This window comes from Janthinobacterium sp. PSPC3-1 (assembly GCF_049896105.1).
In the GTDB taxonomy this organism is placed as follows: Bacteria; Pseudomonadota; Gammaproteobacteria; order Burkholderiales; family Burkholderiaceae_D; genus Janthinobacterium.
The window spans coordinates 1-18,401 of sequence record NZ_JAFCTQ010000053.1; the positions used below are offsets into that span (position 1 = coordinate 1).

15 protein-coding genes are annotated in these 18,401 nt (G+C 62.2%); 4 read left to right on the forward strand and 11 right to left on the reverse strand.

All coding sequences use genetic code 11. The features are described from left to right. Positions 1-1,919 (forward strand): hypothetical protein (locus ACP7B7_RS29285; RefSeq protein ID WP_426079030.1); only part of this gene is annotated, 1,919 nt, incomplete at its 5' end. Between the two features lie 137 nt (positions 1,920-2,056). Here the strand turns inward: ACP7B7_RS29285 and ACP7B7_RS29290 are convergent. Further along, the gene (locus ACP7B7_RS29290) at positions 2,057-3,457 is read right to left on the reverse strand and encodes a PLP-dependent aminotransferase family protein (protein ID WP_426079031.1); all 1,401 of its coding nucleotides are present in this window, start codon (positions 3,455-3,457) and stop codon (positions 2,057-2,059) included. 130 nt (positions 3,458-3,587) lie between these two features. Here ACP7B7_RS29290 and ACP7B7_RS29295 point away from each other — a divergent pair, with 130 nt between their 5' ends. Continuing rightward, positions 3,588-3,833 (forward strand): hypothetical protein, encoded by a 246-nt coding sequence (locus ACP7B7_RS29295; protein ID WP_308924311.1) that lies wholly within the window; start codon positions 3,588-3,590, stop codon positions 3,831-3,833. Between the two features lie 24 nt (positions 3,834-3,857). Here ACP7B7_RS29295 and ACP7B7_RS29300 read toward each other — a convergent pair whose 3' ends face one another. The 9 genes from ACP7B7_RS29300 to uxaC form a co-directional block, all read right to left on the reverse strand. Further along, positions 3,858-5,387, reverse strand: a complete 1,530-nt coding sequence (locus ACP7B7_RS29300) for a methyl-accepting chemotaxis protein (RefSeq protein ID WP_426079032.1) — start codon at positions 5,385-5,387, stop codon at positions 3,858-3,860. Between the two features lie 99 nt (positions 5,388-5,486). After that, positions 5,487-6,209, reverse strand: a complete 723-nt coding sequence (locus ACP7B7_RS29305; RefSeq protein WP_426079033.1) for a GntR family transcriptional regulator — start codon at positions 6,207-6,209, stop codon at positions 5,487-5,489. A gap of 60 nt (positions 6,210-6,269) precedes the next feature. Next, entirely contained in the window at positions 6,270-7,220 is a 951-nt protein-coding gene (locus ACP7B7_RS29310) for a sugar kinase (RefSeq protein WP_426079034.1), read from the reverse strand. A 98-nt stretch (positions 7,221-7,318) separates the two neighbouring features. After that, entirely contained in the window at positions 7,319-9,385 is a 2,067-nt protein-coding gene (locus ACP7B7_RS29315) for a glycoside hydrolase family 28 protein (protein WP_426079055.1), read from the reverse strand. A 147-nt stretch (positions 9,386-9,532) separates the two neighbouring features. Further along, complete coding sequence (locus ACP7B7_RS29320; RefSeq protein ID WP_426079035.1) at positions 9,533-10,804, reverse strand: porin; 1,272 nt, start codon at positions 10,802-10,804, stop codon at positions 9,533-9,535. 111 nt (positions 10,805-10,915) lie between these two features. Next, a complete protein-coding gene (locus ACP7B7_RS29325) occupies positions 10,916-12,208 on the reverse strand; it encodes an MFS transporter (protein ID WP_426079036.1) in 1,293 nt (430 codons plus the stop codon). A gap of 123 nt (positions 12,209-12,331) precedes the next feature. Then, positions 12,332-13,762: a tagaturonate reductase gene (locus ACP7B7_RS29330; protein WP_426079037.1), complete on the reverse strand. Its 1,431-nt coding sequence runs from the start codon at positions 13,760-13,762 to the stop codon at positions 12,332-12,334. Between the two features lie 11 nt (positions 13,763-13,773). Beyond that, positions 13,774-15,372: a UxaA family hydrolase gene (locus ACP7B7_RS29335; RefSeq protein WP_426079038.1), complete on the reverse strand. Its 1,599-nt coding sequence runs from the start codon at positions 15,370-15,372 to the stop codon at positions 13,774-13,776. Positions 15,373-15,401: 29 nt separating this feature from the next. Beyond that, positions 15,402-16,796 (reverse strand): glucuronate isomerase, encoded by a 1,395-nt coding sequence (gene uxaC / locus ACP7B7_RS29340; RefSeq protein WP_426079039.1) that lies wholly within the window; start codon positions 16,794-16,796, stop codon positions 15,402-15,404. A 298-nt stretch (positions 16,797-17,094) separates the two neighbouring features. Here uxaC and ACP7B7_RS29345 point away from each other — a divergent pair, with 298 nt between their 5' ends. Beyond that, positions 17,095-17,457, forward strand: a complete 363-nt coding sequence (locus ACP7B7_RS29345; RefSeq protein WP_426079040.1) for a toxin-antitoxin system TumE family protein — start codon at positions 17,095-17,097, stop codon at positions 17,455-17,457. Continuing rightward, on the forward strand, positions 17,457-17,807 hold the full coding sequence (locus ACP7B7_RS29350) for a transcriptional regulator (protein ID WP_426079041.1): 351 nt from the start codon (positions 17,457-17,459) through the stop codon (positions 17,805-17,807). Before ACP7B7_RS29345 ends, ACP7B7_RS29350 begins: the two co-directional genes overlap by 1 nt. 5 nt (positions 17,808-17,812) lie before the next feature. Here the strand turns inward: ACP7B7_RS29350 and ACP7B7_RS29355 are convergent, their stop codons facing one another. After that, positions 17,813-18,328, reverse strand: a complete 516-nt coding sequence (locus ACP7B7_RS29355) for a DNA-deoxyinosine glycosylase (protein WP_426079042.1) — start codon at positions 18,326-18,328, stop codon at positions 17,813-17,815. Between the last annotated feature and the right edge of the window lie 73 nt (positions 18,329-18,401).

The window sequence follows — 18,401 nt, forward strand, 5'->3', positions numbered from 1 at the left end:
CTCCCGTTCAAATTGAAACGGCAAGCATGCGGAAATCGGGATTACGCCACAAGGCTGTGGTTTATGGAGCGCTTACATTTGAACACCCTGCGAAACATGATTGGGAGATCGATGAAGAACGCCGAAATGCTGAATACGCTCTTAAACAGCGAAAGGAAAAAAGCAAGCGCCAGAAGTTTTTCCAAAATAAACTTGCCGACCTGAGAAACGGCGATCTCTCAGCGGGAACATATGCCGCCAAAATATATGTGGGAATGGTTCAAGAAGCTGAGAAGTTTTCGAGCGCGAAGGAAAGACTGGCGCATTGGATCGGTGACGATCTCGTGGAGCATGCAATAGCTGGCTTTGAAGCGACCTTGTTTCGCAAGGATCTTCCAAGTCCAGATGATATTGCCATGAGCTTTGTAGATGGACAGATGTGGAATTATGGCTATTCCATCATTGCGGGACTGCATGTCCGAAATATCGCCGGCGCTGATCTCTCAGACCTGCCCAACGATGTACTGATAATGGGCTTGTTGCTAGCATACGATGGGCGTTGCTATCGAATCCATTCTGACCTCGATCCGTTGACATCGGTGCTGGAAACGCTCATCCTGCCGACGCTGGAAACCCACGAACGGTTCGCAAAGCTGTGGATAGAGCCTGCGCTAAAAGCCAAGGCAACATATGTTGGGGCATTAAGACGTTTTGTTCATGATGTACGCTGGCGGGAGACGGCATTGCGCGTGGTACCAGAGTGGCTACAGACATACAGCGATTTGCCGCTTCAAACCGAGATGGAACTCGTCGATAGCATTGCGTATCCATCTGCCTCGGCTGGCTTGGCCGCATTGGCAAGATCACGTATCGGCAGATCTGACGAGTCTGATGAGCGGATGTTTTCCTGGCTTGCGGTGGATATGGTGGTGCGCTTTGATGAGACATTACCGAAATTATTCGACGCGGCTCGGCGCCATCCTGAATTCTTATTTTTTATTCGAGATCGGCTGCATCGACACGAACCAGAATATCTCTTTACCATTTCAATTCCGCAAGCCGAATGGCTGGTAACGATGTTCAGGAAAGCGTGGCCAGAAACCTCATTACGTGGCAGCAGTAGTGGCAACAGAAATCACCACGATGCCTCAAGTTTTTTACGAAACGTCATTACGCGTCTAGCGAATGACACCTCAGAAGCAGCCATGGTGGCACTGCAAACTTTAATCACCGGCGCCAGCGATACGTACACGAATCTGATCCGCCACATGGCGGTGGAACAGCGTCAAAAACGAGCTGAAAAAAGCTACACTTCCATTGGACCAATTGCACTGGCAACAATGCTTGCTGATGGCACACCGGCCACCATCGATGATTTTCGGACTCTGGTACTTGAAGAGTTAGAGTCGGCCCAGAAAGTATTGAAGGGCGACGACTTGGATCAAGTACGGGATTTCTGGAATGATGAAGATATTCCCCATAACGAAAACCGATGTCGAGATCGTCTTGCTGCAATTATCGGACCTGAGTTAGCACGCTACGGTATTCAGCGCATCACTGAAGCCGACATGCCGTATACCAAGCGCGCTGACTTGGCTTTTGCGTATGAAAAAATGCAACTGCCTATGGAGGTCAAAGGGCAATGGCACGATGACGTCTGGAGCGCCGCCATGAGCCAACTCGACGCGCAATACCTGATAGATTGGCGCTCGCAAGAACGCGGTATCTACTGTGTTCTGTGGTTTGGTGATCTGCCATCGAAAACAGCAAGACGGCTGAAGCCTCCACCCGCTGGTGTTATGTCACCTGCTTCGGCCGAGGCGATGCGGGATTCGATCAAAGCGCTCATTCCTGCCTCTCGGCGCAACTTTATTGACGTTGTCGTTTTGGACCTTACTAGGCAGCCCAGTCTAATTGCATATTTGGGTAATGACGATTGATGCCGCTTGGGCTATGACAGGTTCGGGTTCGTTGCCAACGTCAGTATTGTTTAATACAGCTATGTAAAGCCCCTCCCCTCTGGAATGCGTAAGACCGCGGAATTGAAGCCGGAAGAAGCACCGTGTTTACTGTCCCCTCAAACCACAACAGCGCCGAACGACTCGGGCCGCCGCGCCAGCAGGTGGGACAGCCGTTGCAGACCCGCCTGCAAGCGGCCACGGTCCTTGATGCTGCCCAACGAGATCCGGATGGCATTTATGGATACGCTGCCGGTGGCGAATGCTTCCGCCGGCGTGACGGCGACGCCGTCGCTGGCGGCCGCACGCGCAAGCTGCGCGGAGTTCCAATATGCCGGCAATTCGAGCCAGACATGCAGGCCGTCTCCCGCGCCGCTGTAGCGCCCCGCCAGGATATCGCGCGCCATCCGGTGGCGCAGGCGCGCCTCGCTGCGTATGCCTTCCATCAACCGGCCAGCCGAACCGTCGAGTATCCACTGCGTGGCCAGTGCGGCCGTCAGGGGCGCGAGCATCAGCGCAAATGATCGGAGCGCGGCCAGGAAACGTTCGCGCTCGATCGGCTCGCGCAGCAGCACGAAGGCGACACGCAAGCCGGGTGTCAGGCATTTCGACAGGGTCGAGATATAGATCACCTGTTCCGGGGCAAACGTGGCAATCGGCGGCGGCGGGGCATCGGCCAGCAGCCAGTAGGGATCGTCCTCGACGATGCGTACCTTGCAGCGCTGCGCGACGCCGGCGAGCTCCTTGCGCCGGCGTTCCGGCATGGTGATGGCGGTCGGGTTCTGCAATGTGGGGTTGAGGTAGACCAGCCCGGGCTTGTGCCGGCGGCACGCCTGCTCCAGCATCCCGGGCAGCATGCCGTGCCGGTCCGCTTCCACGGCAATGATGTGCCGGCCGAACCGGGTCGCTGCGGCAAGCAGGCCGGGATAAGTGCTTGGTTCCGCCAGGATCACATCGCCAGGCTCGGTCAGCGCCAGGATCAAGGCGGCGATCGCCGCCTGCGCACCCGGACAGACGACAATCTGCCCGGCATCCAGGGGGCCGAACATCGGCGCCAGCCATCTGGCGCCCGCCTTGCGGTCGGAGTCGCTGCCCCCGCCCGGGTGGTAAGTCATCAGCAATTCACTATCCGCCCGCATCAGTACTTGAGACAAACCTTGCTTCAGCATGTCGTCGAAGTCCACGCCATGCGGCGGTGGCGGGGTATTCATGGACAGGTCGAGGATGGCCGTCAGTTCGGCTTTCGGTGCCGCGACATACGTGCCGCGGGCGCCGCGGCCCTCCAGCAGGTTGCGGCGCCGGGCTTCGTCGTATCCGCGCGTGATCGTCGTCAGGTCGACGTCCAGCTGGGCCGCCAGCTGGCGCTGCGGCGGCAGGCGGTCGCCCGGCGCCAGCGATCCATCCGCCACCGCCGCCTGCAACGCATCGGCAATCTGCAAAAAGCGTGGCCCCTTGTTGGCGGCCAGGCGTGGCAACCAGCGTGGCAACGGTTCATCTTGTATGGTTTTCAACTGGGACATTTTGTCTCAATGTATGGAAATTGTTTTACAGTAGTATGCTTCAGAACGTGCAGCAGCGTCTTGCATGGCAGCCGCTGACGTTTTCTCCTCTCACTAGATAGTGTCAAGTAATAACCTGGAAATACTCACCATGATGGAATGGATCCCTATCGTCCTTGTTACGTTCAAGGCTCTCGTGCTCGGCACGGGCATGTTCTACGCCATCAAGTGGCATTACGATCAAGGCAAGAAGGACAAGGACAAGGCGAAGCAGAATCGCGCGGTGCTGCGCGCGAGCGGCAAGGCAGTCGCCATCTTCGTGCTATTGCTGCTGAGCCTGGGGCTCGTCACCTTCTTTATTGTCAGCAAGCTTGGTCTGGAATTGGCCTTTTCATAATGGCAAAGCAAAGATACTCTTCCCTTATCCCTCCAGCCTGAACAGGCTCACCAGCTCCGACAACTGCCGCGCCTGCTCCTGCATCGCCTGCGCGGCGGCGGCCGCCTGCTCGACCAGGGCCGCATTCTGCTGGGTCACGTCGTCCATGCCGATGATCGCCTGATTCACTTGCGCGATGCCCGTGTTCTGCTCCTGCGTGGCGGCGCTGATGTCGCGCATATAGGCGCTCACTCTCTCGATGCCCTCGACCACATGGCGCATGGCGTCGCCCGCCTCGCCGGCCAGCTCGCCCCCTTGCGCCACCTGGGCGCTGGAAACGCCGATCAGGTCCTTGATTTCCTTTGCGGCCGCGCTCGACCGTTGCGCCAGGCTGCGCACTTCGCCGGCCACCACGGCAAAGCCGCGTCCCTGCTCGCCGGCGCGTGCCGCTTCGACGGCCGCGTTCAGGGCCAGGATATTGGTCTGGAAGGCGATCGCGTCGATCACGCCGGTGATGTCGGCGATCCTGCCGGACGACTGGCCGATGGCGCCCATGGTGTCGACCATGCGCGCCACCACCGCGCCGCCCTGCTGCGCCAGGTGTGACGCGTCGGCAGCCAGGCTGCTGGCCTGGCGCGCGTTGCCCGCGTTCTGGCTGACGGTGCCGGTCAGCTCTTCCATCGAGGCGGCCGTCTGCTCCAGCGCGGACGCCTGCGCTTCGGTGCGGGCCGACAAATCGAGATTGCCCTGGGCGATTTCCTGCGAGGCGCCGGCGATGGCGGCCGCATTGCCCTGGACCTGGCGCACGGTGGCGGCCAGGTCCCGCTGCATGCGGGCGATGCTGTGCAGCAGGCTGCCATTGTCACCGGCGCGCAAGGTGATGGGTGCCGACAGGTCGCGCCCGGCGATGCGGCGCGTGACATCGACGGCATAGGCCGGCTCGCCACCGAGCGCGCCCAGCACGCGACGGATCACCTGCCAGCCCAGCGCCGACATCAGGACCAGCGCGGCCAGGAAAAACCACAGTGACTGCAGCGCCGCCTGCCAAAAGGCGCGCTCGATATCGTCGCCGAAGAAGCCGGTGCCTATCCACCAGCCCCAGGGTTTGAAAGCGATAATACCGTTGAGCTTGGCCACCAGCTGGCCGTCGCGCCGGCTTTTGACCGACACCAGCCCCACTTCGCTGTTGGCCAGCGCTTCGACATACGCTTGCGCGTCGGGCCGGCCGTCCATGGTTTCGCCCTGGGCGATCACGCCGATATTCTTCGGATTCGGGTGCACCAGGTTCAGGCCGTCGGGCAGGCGCGCCCAGTAGTAACTCTTGCCGTCGTTATTGAGCTGGGTCAGTGCGGCCTTGGCGCCAGCCTGCGCCTGCTCGCGCGTCAGGCGGCCATCAAGCTCCTGGGCGTGGTAGTACGCGACCAGGTGTTCGCCCATCTTGAGCATATTGACGATCTGCGCTTCGCGGTCATGCAGCATGGCCGCATGCAGGGTGCGCAGGCTGTGGGCGCCCAGCATGGCCATGGCCAGCAAGGCGGCGCCGACCAGCAGGATCAGGCGGTGTGACACTTTCATGGTATTCCTTCAAAAAGGCGCAGCGCATCTGCCATGGGCGTGACTGTCCCTGGCCGCGCGCGTGAGGCGGCCCATCGGGACTGGCTGGCAGAAAAGGGGCTAGCGCGGAGGTTTGGTGGCGAGATGCGGCATGAAGTATTCAGGCCGCAGTTTGCGGGTAATTTCCAGCACCGGCAGCACATGATCGAGGTGGCTGCGCATGGCGGCGACAGCAATCTTCGGGTCGCCCGAGGCCAGCGCTTCGATCACGTCGCTGTGTTCCAGCATGACGTCGCTCATGCGTCCGGCCAGCGGCAAAGTCAATTGGCGGTAGCGGTCCATCTGGGTTTTCGCCTGCAGGATCATCGGCCAGACGCCCGGATAGCCGGACAATTCGGCCAGCGCCGCATGGAAGCCTTCGTCGGTGCGGTGAAAGCCGCGGATATCGTTATTGGCGATGCACTCGGCTTGCGTGGCGAGGATGGCGCGCAGGCGGGCGATGCCTTCCGGCGTGGCCCGTTCAGTGGCTTTTTCGATGATGGCCGTTTCCAGCGCACAGCGCACCAGCATGGCTTCTTCCAGCGAATCGAGCGGAATGCGCGCGACAAAGGTGCCGACCCGGGGCAGCACCTCGATCAGGCCTTCCTCGGCCAGCCGCTGCACCGCTTCATGCACCGGCGTGCGGCTGGTGCCCAGCTCTTCGGCCAGTTCCTTTTCCACGATGCGGGTGCCGGGCAGCATGCTCATCTCGACGATGCGCTGGCGCAGCAAGCCATACACGCGGCGCGCGGCGCTGATGCCCGTTTCGCCATCGGCGGGAGGAAGGGAAGACGACAAATTCATAAGCTGGGCCAGGTTAAACAATCAACGACAGGGCAAGCGATCATACCCTGTCCACTTGCATCAATGCGGCATCAGCGCGCGCGCGATAATGGCGCCGCGCTGGCCGATCACGCAGCCGGCCAGGCGATGCCCCGCCAGCGCCGCGTCAACCGGCGGCTTGCCCGCCAGGCGCGCCGCGAAATACGCCGCGCCGAACGAGTCGCCGGCGGCCGTGGTATCAACCACTTTTTCCACCGGTGGCGCCGCCACTTCCCGGGCTTCGCCGTCGCGCCAGACGATGCAGGGCTGGCCGCCGCGCTTGAGCACGATTTCGCCCACGCCCAGCGCGCTGGTGCGCGCGATCACCTGTTCGACCGACGCCGGGCCGTATAGTGCCTCTTCATCGTCGAGTGTCAGCAGGGCCAGCGAGGACAGCTGCAATACGCGATGATAAACCTCGGCCGCCACTTGCGCCCCCTCCCAAAGACGGGGCCGGTAATTATTGTCGAACACGATCTGGCCGCCATTGGCCTTGCATTGCGCCAGGGTCGCCAGCAGCAGCTCGCGGTCGGCTGGCGACAGAATCGCCAGGCTGATGCCGGACAGGTACACACGAGGCGCTTGCGCCAGCTGTGCCAGGATGGCTGGCGCCTGCGGGCCGCGCAGCCAGTGGCGCGCCGCCGAATCGCTGCGCCAGTAATGAAAGCGCCGCTCGCCGTCGGCATCAGTCTCGATCAGATACATGCCGGGCAGCTTGTCGGCCAGCCGCTGCACGCAGCTGGTGGCGATGCCCTCGGCCTGCCAGCTGGCCGCCATGTCGTCGGACAGCCCGTCGGTACCGAGCGCCGTCACATAGGCGATGCGGTGGCGGCTGGCGTCGACCAGGCGCGCCAGGTACACGGCCGCGTTCAGGGTATCGCCACCAAAGCGGTAATCCATCGCCTGCGCCGTGCCGCTGCCTTGCGCGCGCTGCAGTTCGATCATGCATTCGCCGATTACAAAGACCGTGTCGGCGCTATTGTTCGTCTCCATCTCACTCCTATCAATCATGAATGCCAGCGTGACACCGCGCCGGCATCCGTGAAGATGGCCGGCGCGGCATGGACTACTCAAGGCTCAAGAACCAACGTTTACTTCTTGTCCCAGGTCGAACCGAACAGGTTGGACTGGCCGATCGCCGGGAAGTCGACGAAAGCACGGCTGCAATCGACCACCTTGTCGACGTCGACCGCTTGCGTGGCCGTACCGTTGACCGTCACGCGCTCGGCAGCGTTGGCGAAGATCGGCAGGTTGGTGCCCTTGATCGTCAGGTTCGCGTCCGACGAGATCATGGTGGTGCCGTTCGGCGCGTCCGTGACCACGTTGTTCAGGTTCATCACCAGCGGATATTGCGGGTTGGCAAAGCCGCCCGTATTTTCCTTGAAGCCTTGCAGCTTGATGGCAGTGTTACCCAGGATGCGAACATTGTCCAGCGTGATGTCGTGGAAGTTCGGGTACAGCGGGCCGGCCGCCGGCAGCGCCTTGGTGCTGTAGTAGGTGGTAAACAACAGCGCGTTCAGGGCGTCGCGGATGCAGATATTGCGGTAGTGGATATTGCTCACTTCGCCGCCGCGTGCATAGTCCGACTTGATGCGCAGCGCTTCTTCCGAGTGCGTGAACGAGTTGTCATACACTTCGACGTTGGTCACGCCCGCATTCGTTTCGCTGCCGACCGAAATGCCATGGCCCCAGTAGATATGGTTGTGGGCGATGATCATGCCGTGCTTGCGGTCCGAACGCACGTCGCGCTTGCCGTCGATGGCGAACAGGCCGGAACCTGCTGGCGAAGGATTGGCGCTGCCTTTCAGTGCCACGTCATCGTCGCCGGTGCTGACAAAGTTGTAGGCAAAGACGAAGTTCTTCAGGTAGCCGTCGAACGACATCGCGCCGGTCGAGGTGGTGGCAAAACCGGTGGTCAGCTTGCCCGAAATCGCCTTGCCGGCCGCACCCGGATCGAAGGCGTCGGTGTTCTTGACGTTGTCCGCGTTGTAGGTTTCGCCGTTGTACAGCGGGTTGCCGTTACCGGCCGGATTGGCAAACGCCGCCAGGGTCGGCGTCTGCACTTTCACGCCCCATACCGTCAGGCCATCGACGCCGCTCGGCACGACGTGGAAGTTGGCGCTGTTATTGAGCGAGATGCGGTACAGGGTCAGGTTTTTCGCGTAGTTGAACACCATCATGCGGAAGTTTGACTGCGAGCCCGTGCCCGTCACGCCGTTCTGCACCATATTGCCCAAAAAGGCGAGGTCCCACCAGCTCATGTTGCGCGCCGACGATTTCGAGTCGACCGTGGTGCCGCCGTTGTCGCACGATACGCCGTCGGCCGCCTGCTTGCCGGTGGCATAGGCCGCGTAGGTGTTCGAGCACGTCATGTCGACCTTCATCAGCGGGTACAGCTTGTTGGTGGTGACGATTTCCGCATAGGCGCGGCTGTCGATCGAACCGTCGCCCATCACGGCCGAGTTGACCAGGTTGGAGCCGTTGATCAGCGCCGTGCAATTGCCCGAACTGCCGGCCTTGGTCGAGCTGACCGCCGTATTGCCGCAGTATGGACCGGCCGGATTCGGCGAATAGGTGGTGACGTCGCGCGAGGCGTACAGGGTCACGCCCTTGTCGATCCACAGGGTCACGCCGGACGGCAGGGTCAGCGGGCCGCTGATAAAGCCGTCGCCCACGCCGGACTTGTTGACCACCAGGCGCACCGCGTACCTGGTGCCGCGGTATTCCGGTTTGGCCAGTTCTTCGCCCGAGACGCCGGCGATATTGACGTTCTTGACGTTGGCGGTTTTCTGCGCGGCGGTCGCGGCGGCATCGGCGGCGGCGATCTTCGCGCCCACTTCGGCGTCGACGGCTGCGCCGCAGGCGTCGAGCGCGGCCTGGATGCGGGCCTGGTCAGGATTGGCGGTGGCGGTGGTGACAGCCACGCCGACGCCGGCTTTCGACGGATCGGCTTCCGGCGGCAGCGAGCCGTCCGGACGGCGCACCAGGTTGGTGGTCGCTTCCAGGGTGGCGCAGACCTGCGTGTCTTTCGGCAGGGTCGGTTCGGCGGGCAGGTCCGGATCGAAGGCCGTGGTGCCGACCTGGAACACGCTGCCCGGGGTGTAGCTGGTGGCGGTCTCGCCCTTGGTGTCGCCACCGCCGCCACAAGCGGCCAGCATGACGGCCAGCGGCAGGGCGACGCATGCCTGCGTCCAGCCTGTGTTTAGTTGTTTGATACCTGATTTCATGGTGTGCATCTCCTGATAAAGCTGCGCTCTGGGGCGCGCTGTGTGCCGGCTCGCGCCGGCTTCTTTTTAAAACGACGTTTAAAAACGGGCGATCAAGCCGATGCCGAAGGCGCGCGGCGAATTGCCCGGCGCCAGGAAGGCGTCGTCGGTGCCGGCCTTGTTGCTGTGCAGCGGCGACTGGCCCAGGTTGACGTTTTGCTGCGACTTGTTGTTGATGCGCGTGAAGTACACATACGGCATGAACTGTTCGTCGATCTTGTAGGTGGCGCCCAGCGACACTTGCGTGGCGCCGAAATCGTCGGCGCGGCCGAAGGTGGTGTTGTCCAGCTTGCCCAGCTTGCCGGCGGCCAGCATGACGTTCACGTCGTAGCCCACTTCCTGGGTCACGGAGGCCATCACCGAGCGCTGTTTCATGCTGCCCGTCTGCAGGGCCGTGTAGATATTGCCGGGGGTCGGCAGCGACTGCACGGCGTAGCCGTAGCTGCCCGATTCGAAGCCCAGGCCAACGCTGGTTTTGGTCGGGAATTTGTAGGTTGCCAGCACCTTGTAGAACGAGGTGTTCACGCCGCTGACCGAGGTATTGCGAAAGCCGAAGCCCTTGGACAGGTTTTCCACGTCCACGCCCGTGTTTTGCTGGCGGTCGTAGCCGGCGCCGATCGAGAATGCGCCGATGCTGTACTTGGCGGCCAGCGAGTAGCGCGCGCGGTCGTCGCCGGTGTCGCGCACTTCGTCGAAGCCGTAGGAGGCGCCGGCCTGGAAGCCATTCCACTCCGGCGTCAGGTAGTGGGCCGAGTTCTTGTAGCGCGCTTCGCCGCGGCCGAACAGGCTGTCGGCATTGCCGCTCAGTTGCGCCGAGGTGTTGTTCCACACATCCAGGCCCTGCACCGACAGGCCCAGGTTGCCGCCCAGCGCGCCGCCCGAGCCGACCAGGCTGCGGTAGACGGAGTCGTTGTTACCGATGATAAAGCGGCCGAAGCGCTTGCTTTCGATACCGACAAAGGTGTTGCGCGATTCAATGGTCGAGGACTTGCCCTGGCCGTTGATGCCGCCTTCGTCGAAGTTGTTCAGGCTGCCCTCGATCTGCCACAGGCCGCGCACGTCGCCCTTGATGCCGATCGAGCCGGCAAAGCCGATACGCGAATTGCCGTCCGAAACGCGGCCGCGGCTGCCGTACGGGGTCGGGCCGCCTTCGGCCTTGACCGATTCGATCTCGCCGTTCAGGAAGCCGTAGATGCGGGTTTCAACCTTGCGGCCTTCCAGGAAACCGTCGGCCAGCGCGCTGCCCGACAGGGCTGCCAGCAATGCCGTCGCCAGCACGCGGCGGGTCAGTTTGTTGTTCAGTTGTTGCATATCTTTCTCCTCTGGTCGCGCCTTGGGGTGGCGCTTTATTAACTTCGTTGAAAATGGTGATCCCTCCGCCCTGGCGCGGATGCGAACAAGTCGAAGGGAGTGATGTTGGCGTCAGCCGAATGCCGGTTTGCCCAGCGGGACCGATGGCGCGATTTTTTCGCGTATCAGAATGCACACCACGGCGGCGGCGACCAGGTCGAACACGGCCAGCAGCATGAACAGCGGGCTGTAGCCGACCAGGGTCACCAGCACGCCGAACACGAGGGTGAAGATGGTGGCGCCCAGGTAGCCGGACATGCCGGCCAGGCCGGTGGCGGTGGCCACTTCGTTCTTGCCGAAGACGTCCGAAGTAATCGAATACAGCGCGCCGGATAAAGTCTGGTGGGCAAAGCCGCCCACGCACAGCAGGGCAATCGCGGCATACGGGCTGGCCACCAGGCCGATGCAGGCCGGGCCGATCATGCAGACGGCGCCGACGATCACCACCAGCTTGCGCGAGGTGAACAGCGACACTTTCCAGTATTTGTGGAACCATGGGCTCAGGTACCCGCCCAGCACGCAGCCGATATCGGCGGCCAGGAACGGCAGCCAGGCGAACATGGCGATTTCCTTGATGTTCATGTGGCGCTCGGTGGCCATGTACAGCGGAATCCAGGCATTGAAGGTCTGCCAGGCAGGTTCGGACAGGAAGCGGGGAATCGCAATGGCCCAGAAGTTACGGCTGCGGACGATCTGGTGCCAGCGCGCCTTGGGAGTGACACCGACGCCGTTGGCGTCGCTCTGCTCCTGGCCTTCGAGGATAAAGTCGCGCTCCTTGTCGGACAGCAGTTTCTGGTCGCGCGGGTGCTTGTAGAAGGCCAGCCACAGTCCCGTCCAGACGATGCCGATGGCGCCGACGATGACGAAGGACATCTGCCAGCTGCCGTGCAGGATGGTCCACACCACCAGTGGCGGCGCGCACAGGGCGCCGATGGAGGAGCCGATATTGAACCAGCCGATGGCGATCGAGCGCTCCTTGGCCGGGAACCACTCGGTGGTCGCTTTCACGCCGGCGGGGATGCCGGCCGCCTCGGTCAGGCCCAGCATGCCGCGGAACAGCGCCATGCTTTGCCAGCCGGTCGCCATCGCGGCGCAGGCGCAGGCCACCGACCAGGCCAGCGCGAACATCGCAAAGCCGATCTTGGTGCCAACCGCGTCGATCACATAGCCGGCGATCGGCTGCATCAGCGCGTAGCAGACCTGCCACGCCACCACGATATAGGAATACTCCTGGGTGGTGATATTGAGCTCGCTCATCATCGTTGGCGCCGCCACCGACAAGGTATTGCGCGCTAAATAATTCACGATCAGTCCAGCCGTCACCAGCCCGACCATCCACCAGCGCATGCCGCGTACTTTAGTCATTTTGTCTCCCTCTAGCCATCCACGGCGGCGCAGCTGCGCCGCCACTTTGCGGGCCGTTCAGCCTTCCTGGGGAAGTGCTTTCGGCCTCGGTTTTTTTATTTTTACTGCGGTACTGCTGAATCCTTACAAGGCCTGCAGCGCGCCGCACATGCCATCCGCGTCGATGCGCACCAGCGCCGTGGCCACCGCCTGCGCCAGGTCCGGCACCGCATTCATGTCGCGGCCCCACACTTTTTCATTCGCCAGCCAGCCCTGCGCCAGTTGCGCCAGGCTTTGCCGGCCGCTGTCGACGTCCTGCCAGGCAGCCGAAAACCAGGCCAATGTCGCCGCATCGTCAGCCAGCGCGATCACGTCGCCGCGATACAGGCGGATGGTGGCGGCCAGTGCCAGCACCAGCCGTTGCGGCAGCTGGCCCTGCACTTCCACGTAGCGCAGCAGTTGCGGCGCGATGCGGGCGGCAAATTTGCTCCAGCTGTTGAGGGCGATCGAGGCCAGGCGGTGCTGGATATACGGGTTGCGGAAACGCAGCAGCACGTCGCGCGCAAACTGCTGCAGTTCGTCCTGCGGCAGCGGCAAGGCGGGGATAATTTCCTGCGCCAGCGTGTCGGCCAGGTAGCCGCCGATCTGCTCGTCGTTGACGGCCGCGCCGACGGTGTCCAGGCCGGCCAGCAGCGCCACCGGCACCAGCGCCGTATGGCCGCCATTCAAAATGCCGACCTTGCGTTTCTTGTACGGCGTAATGTCGTCAACCAGCCGGATATTGAGGTTGGCGCCGGCCAGTTTCAGTTCGTCGGCCAGCCAGGCCGGGCCTTCGATCACGAACAGGTAGTAGTACTCGGCAGCCACCAGGAACTGGTCGGCATAGCCCAGGTCCGCCGCAATCGCGTCGGCTTCGCCATCGGGAAAACCGGTAACGATGCGGTCGACCAGGGTCGAGCAGAATACGCAGGCCGACTCGATCCAGGCGACAAAGCCGGCGTCCAGTTGCCACAGGCGCGCGAAGTGCAGCACGGCCGCTTTCAAGGCCGGGCCGTTCTGTTCGATCAGCTCGCACGGCAGCAGCACCACGCCTTTGTCGGCGCTGCCATTGAAATGCGTGTAGCGCTCGAACAGCAACCGCGCCAGCTTGGCGGGGAAGGCCGAGGGTGGCGCATCGTCAAACGCATCGCCGTCGTTGACGGCGATGCCCGCTTCGGTGGTGTTCGAGACGATAAAGCGCAGCTCGGGCAAGTGCGCCAGCGCCAGGTAGTCGCCATACATGGTGGCCGGATTGATCTCGCGCTGCACGCAGCTGATCGTGCGGTATTCGCTGACGGGCGCGCCGCTTTCGTCGAGGCCGCGCACGACGGTGGTAAACAGGCCATCCTGCACGTCGAGCAGGGGCGAGCCGCTGCCGCCGCGCGGACGCACCACCACCACGCCGGCGTTCAAACCGCTGCGTTCATTGAGCAGGTCGATCTGCCAGTCGAAAAAGCCGCGTAGAAAATTGCCCTGGCCGAACTGGAGGAATTTGATCGGCAGCGCATAAGGCGCGCTGCGGCGAAGGATTTGCATGGACGTGTGGCTCACAGTGAAATGTCGCGTTTCCAGAAGATGAAGTCGTACTGCTGCAGGCAGTCGGCCTTGGCCGTGTACTGGCCGCCGGCGGTGGCCACCACCATGTCGAACAGGCCGTTGGCCACTTCCGGCAAAGGCGTGCCGTCGATCACGGGGCCGCAGTCATAGTCGATCAGGTCCGACAGTTTTTTGGCGACGCGGGTGTTGCTGGAGATTTTCAGCACCGGCACGATCGGGTTGCCCGTCGGCGTACCGAGGCCGGTGGAAAACAGCACCACGTTGGCGCCCGAGGCCACGATGCCGGTCACCGATTCGACATCGCCACCCGGCGTGCACAGCAACGACAGGCCGGCTTTCGGGCTTTGTTCGCCGTAGTCGAGCACCGAGACGATGGGCGAGGTGCCGCCCTTCTTGGCCGCGCCGGCCGATTTCATCGCGTCGGTAATCAGGCCGTCGCGGATATTGCCGGGGCTGGGGTTGTCGGCAAAGTGGGTGCCGACCGCTTCGGCGCGTGCTTCGAAGTCGCGCATCAGGCCCAGGAAGCGGCGCTTGTCGTCGTCGTTTTCGCAGCGCTCAATCAAATTGGCTTCCACGCCGCACAGCTCGGGAAATTCGGCCAGGATGGACGAGCCGCCGACGGCCACCACCATGTCCGACACCAGGCCCATGGCCGGGTTGGCGGAGATGCCGGAAAAGCCGTCGGAGCCGCCGCACTTGACGCCGATCTTCAGGTGCGACAGCGGCACCGGCTGGCGCACGACCTTGTTCGCTTCCTTCAGCTGCGCCAGGGTGTCGGTCAGCACGGCCTTCATCATCGCGTCTTCGCTGTCCCACTGTTGCTGTTCGTAGATCAGGCAGGGCTTGTCGAAGTTCGGGTTCTGCTTGGCCAGCGCATCCTTGAACATGGCAATCTGCGCGTTCTGGCAACCGAGGCTGAAGACGGTGATGCCGGCCACGTTCGGATGGTCGGCATAGGCCGACAGAATCCTGCACAGCGAGCGCGCATCGGCACGCGTGCCGCCGCAGCCGCCGTTGTGCGTGATGATGCGCACGCCGTCCAGGTTCGGAAACGGGCGCACCACCGGTTTCGGCGCTTCCATGTCTTCGCCCAGCAGCGACAGGGTGAACGACGCCAGGTCGTTGCGCGTGTAGCCGAGCGGCGCTTCGAGCGCATTGCGCAGGTGTTCGACATTGCGGTTTTCGCAGAACACCAGCGGAAACACCAGCCAGTAATTGGCCGTGCCCACGCGGCCGTCGGCGCGCACCACGCCGGGGAAGGTAGCGCCCTCGAAGCGGTCCACGTCGGGCGGTGTCCAGGTATAGGGCGCTTGCGGCTCCAGTTCCACTTCGGCCGCGTAATGGTGCAGGTTGTCGGTGGTGACGGCTTCGCCGCGGCGGATATCGACCGTGGCCTTGCCGACCGGTACGCCGTACAGGCGCAGGATCTCGCCGGCCGCAAACGCGCGGCGGGCCAGCTTGTGCTTGGTCTTGACGGCGCTGCTGATCAGGATGGACTCACCCTCCCAGTTGACGACTTCGCCAGCGGCCAGGTCGGACAGCGCGACCAGCATGTCGTCGTCGGGGTGAATACACAATACTTTTTGCATGACTGTTGTTCCTGGCGGCGGCTGAGGGATTAAAGCTGAAAGTACTTTTTCGCGTTGTCGTAGCAGATGCCGCGCACGATGGTGGCCAGCGCCTCGAAGTCGTTCGGGTATTCGCCACCGTGCACCCATTCGCCGATCTGGCGGCATACCAGGCGGCGGAAATAGTCGTGACGCGGGTAGGACGCGAAGCTGCGCGAATCGGTCACCATGCCGACGAACACGCCCAGCACGCTGTGGTTGCCAAAACCCACCAGCTGCTGCAGATTGCCCTCTTTATGGTCGTTGAACCACCAAGCCGGGCCGAACTGCAGCTTGCCGGCGACGGTGCCATCCTGGAAGTTGCCGACCATGGTCGACAGCACTTCGTTCATGTTCGGATTCAGGCAGAACAGCATGGTTTTCGGCAGGCGGTCGTCCAGGTCCAGCGCGTTCAGCAGCGAGGCCAGGCCGGCGCTGGTGCCCAGGTCCGAGATCGAGTCGTAGCCCGTGTCCGGCCCCAGCCTGGCGCGCATGCGGTCATTATTGTTGCGCTGCGCGCCGATATGCAGGCACATGGTCCAGCCGTAGTTGGCATACACGCGGCCGATCGCTTCGAGCAGGCCGCGCAGGTACAGGCCGTTCTCCGTGTCGGTGAGCAAGGTACCTTGCAAGCGCTTGGCAAACAGCGCTTCGAGTTCTTCGGGCGTCGCGCCCACGACCGGCAAGCTGACGTCGACGGCGTGGTCCGAGATGCGCGCGCCACGCGAGTGGAAAAATTCCACACGCACGGCCAGCGCGGCGATCAGCGAGGCAAACGAGGTGACCGGCACTTGCGCCACGTCGCCCAGGCGCTTCAGGTATTCCACGAAACGCGGCTGGTTGATGCGCATGGCCTTGTCGGGACGGTAGGCCGGCAGCACGCGGGTTTTCAGTGCGGAGGCGGCGATTTCCCCATGCTGCAGCAGGTCGTCGGCCGGGTCGTCGGTGGTGCAGGCGATTTCCACGCCGGCCTGTTCCAGCAGCGACCAGGTGTCCATCGTGGCCAGCTTGGCGTTGGCCTGTTCCCAGATCGCGTCGGCATTCGCCTCGTTGATGATCAGGTCGATATTGAAGATGCGGCGCAGTTCCAGGTGGCTCCAGTGGTGGATCGGATTGCCGATGGCGAGAGGCAGCACCTTGCAGAAGGCACGGAATTTTTCCTGGTCCGAGCGCTCGCCCGTGATGAATTCCTCGGCCACGCCCGAGGTGCGCATCAAGCGCCATTTGTAATGGTCGCCCGCCAGCCACAGCTCGGCAATATTGCGGAAGGTCTTGCGCGCGGCGATTTCGCCTTGTTGCAGGTGCGAGTGGTAATCGATGATCGGCAGGTCGGCCGCTACCTCGTGATACAGCTTGCGGGCCGTCTCGGTGGTGAGTAGAAAATCCTGGTTCATGAACTCGGTCATCGCTGCCATCTCCTTGCTTTGCATGTTTTGTCGTGGCACCAACTTGGCGCACTCTGATATATCAGGATATTAAACGTAATATATCAGCGTAAGCAAGCGCAAAAGTGAAGAGGGAGCAAAAGAGTTAGGCGTGGATACAACAGCCAAGGTGAAGAAGCAGCCAGGACGCACAAGCAGCTGGCAGGCTGGCAGTGAGGAAGCTTGACAAAACCTGGGGGTTCGTCATGCGCACCGGTGGCACCATCTTGAAAACTGCGCGAGAAAGCGCTAACATATCAACTGATGATATATATAGGCCATGAAGACCGATCCTGCCATCGATACCCTGCTGGACCTGGACGGGTCACTGCTCGACCAGGGAAACGGCTACTGGATCAAGATCGAGGCGCAGCGATCGGCTGTTTCGGACGAAGTACCGCACGGCATACGCTATTCGCTGACGCTGCATGAACCGTATGGCAAACGCATTCTTGGTTACGACAACGCGCATCTCATCAAGCCGCCAAAGAAATTCAAGTATGCGGGACGGATCCTGGCTTTCGATCACAAGCACCGGCATGTTTCAGACCAGGGCGTGCCATATGAATTCAAGGATGCGCAACAATTGTTGAACGATTTCTTTGCGGATGTCGACCGCGTGCTTCAGGAGGTAAAAAAGTAATGAAACCGATTTTTATAGGCATCATGCCGCAAGAGAAGATTCGCGAACGCGTGCTGGCGATCGCCAGTGGCAGCTACAAGCCACAGCCAGACGAACCGAAAGTCTGGTTTGTCTCCATGAAGTCGCTGGCCGAAGTCCTCAGCGATGAAAACCGGGCGCTGCTGCACGTGATCAGGGACATGCAACCGGAGTCGATTTCCGCATTGGCCGAGGTCACCGGCCGCAAGCAGAGCAACCTGTCACGCACGCTGAAAACGATGTCGCATTACGGCATCGTGGAATTGCAGCGGGAACGCAATCAGGTGCGCCCTGTCGTCAAAGCAACTGAGTTCCGGATTGTGGCGCAGTGATGCGCCTAGGAAGCTGATTCCAGTGTTTTCCATTGCTGCAATTTGGCCTCATACGCCAGCGTGTACGCCGGGCTGCTCGACGGCAGGCTGACAATGCGGTAACGCTCTGCCTGTCCACCCAGCACCTTCAAACCCAGCCTGGCCGCCGTGCCGCCGTTGAAGGCGATGGTGTCCAACCGTGGCAGGCTGGCGGCCAGCGCCACCAGGTCGTTGTCGTCGCGTTCGCGGATATTGCTGTCCAGGCTGCCCGAGCGCTGCGCCTGCGCCACCACGTCCCACAGCCCCACGCCATGCGCCAGCAAGGTCGCCAGGCGCGCTTCATACGGCAGGCTTTTCAGCCCGATGCCCAGTACCTCCCCCAGCAGCAGCCAGAACTTGTTTTGCGGATGGGCGTAATACTGGCTGTGCGCCAGCGATTTTTCGCCGGGCAGGCTGCCCAGTATCAGCAGCCGCGTGTTGGCGTCGACGACGGGATCGAAGCAGCGCTTGCGGGTGTCGGGAGGTGCGAGGGGTGGAATCAACTGCTGTTCCTGTGTCGGATGGGCAAGCCACCATTCTACGCGCTCGGGCCGTCGGCAAACCGGTGTAGAATTT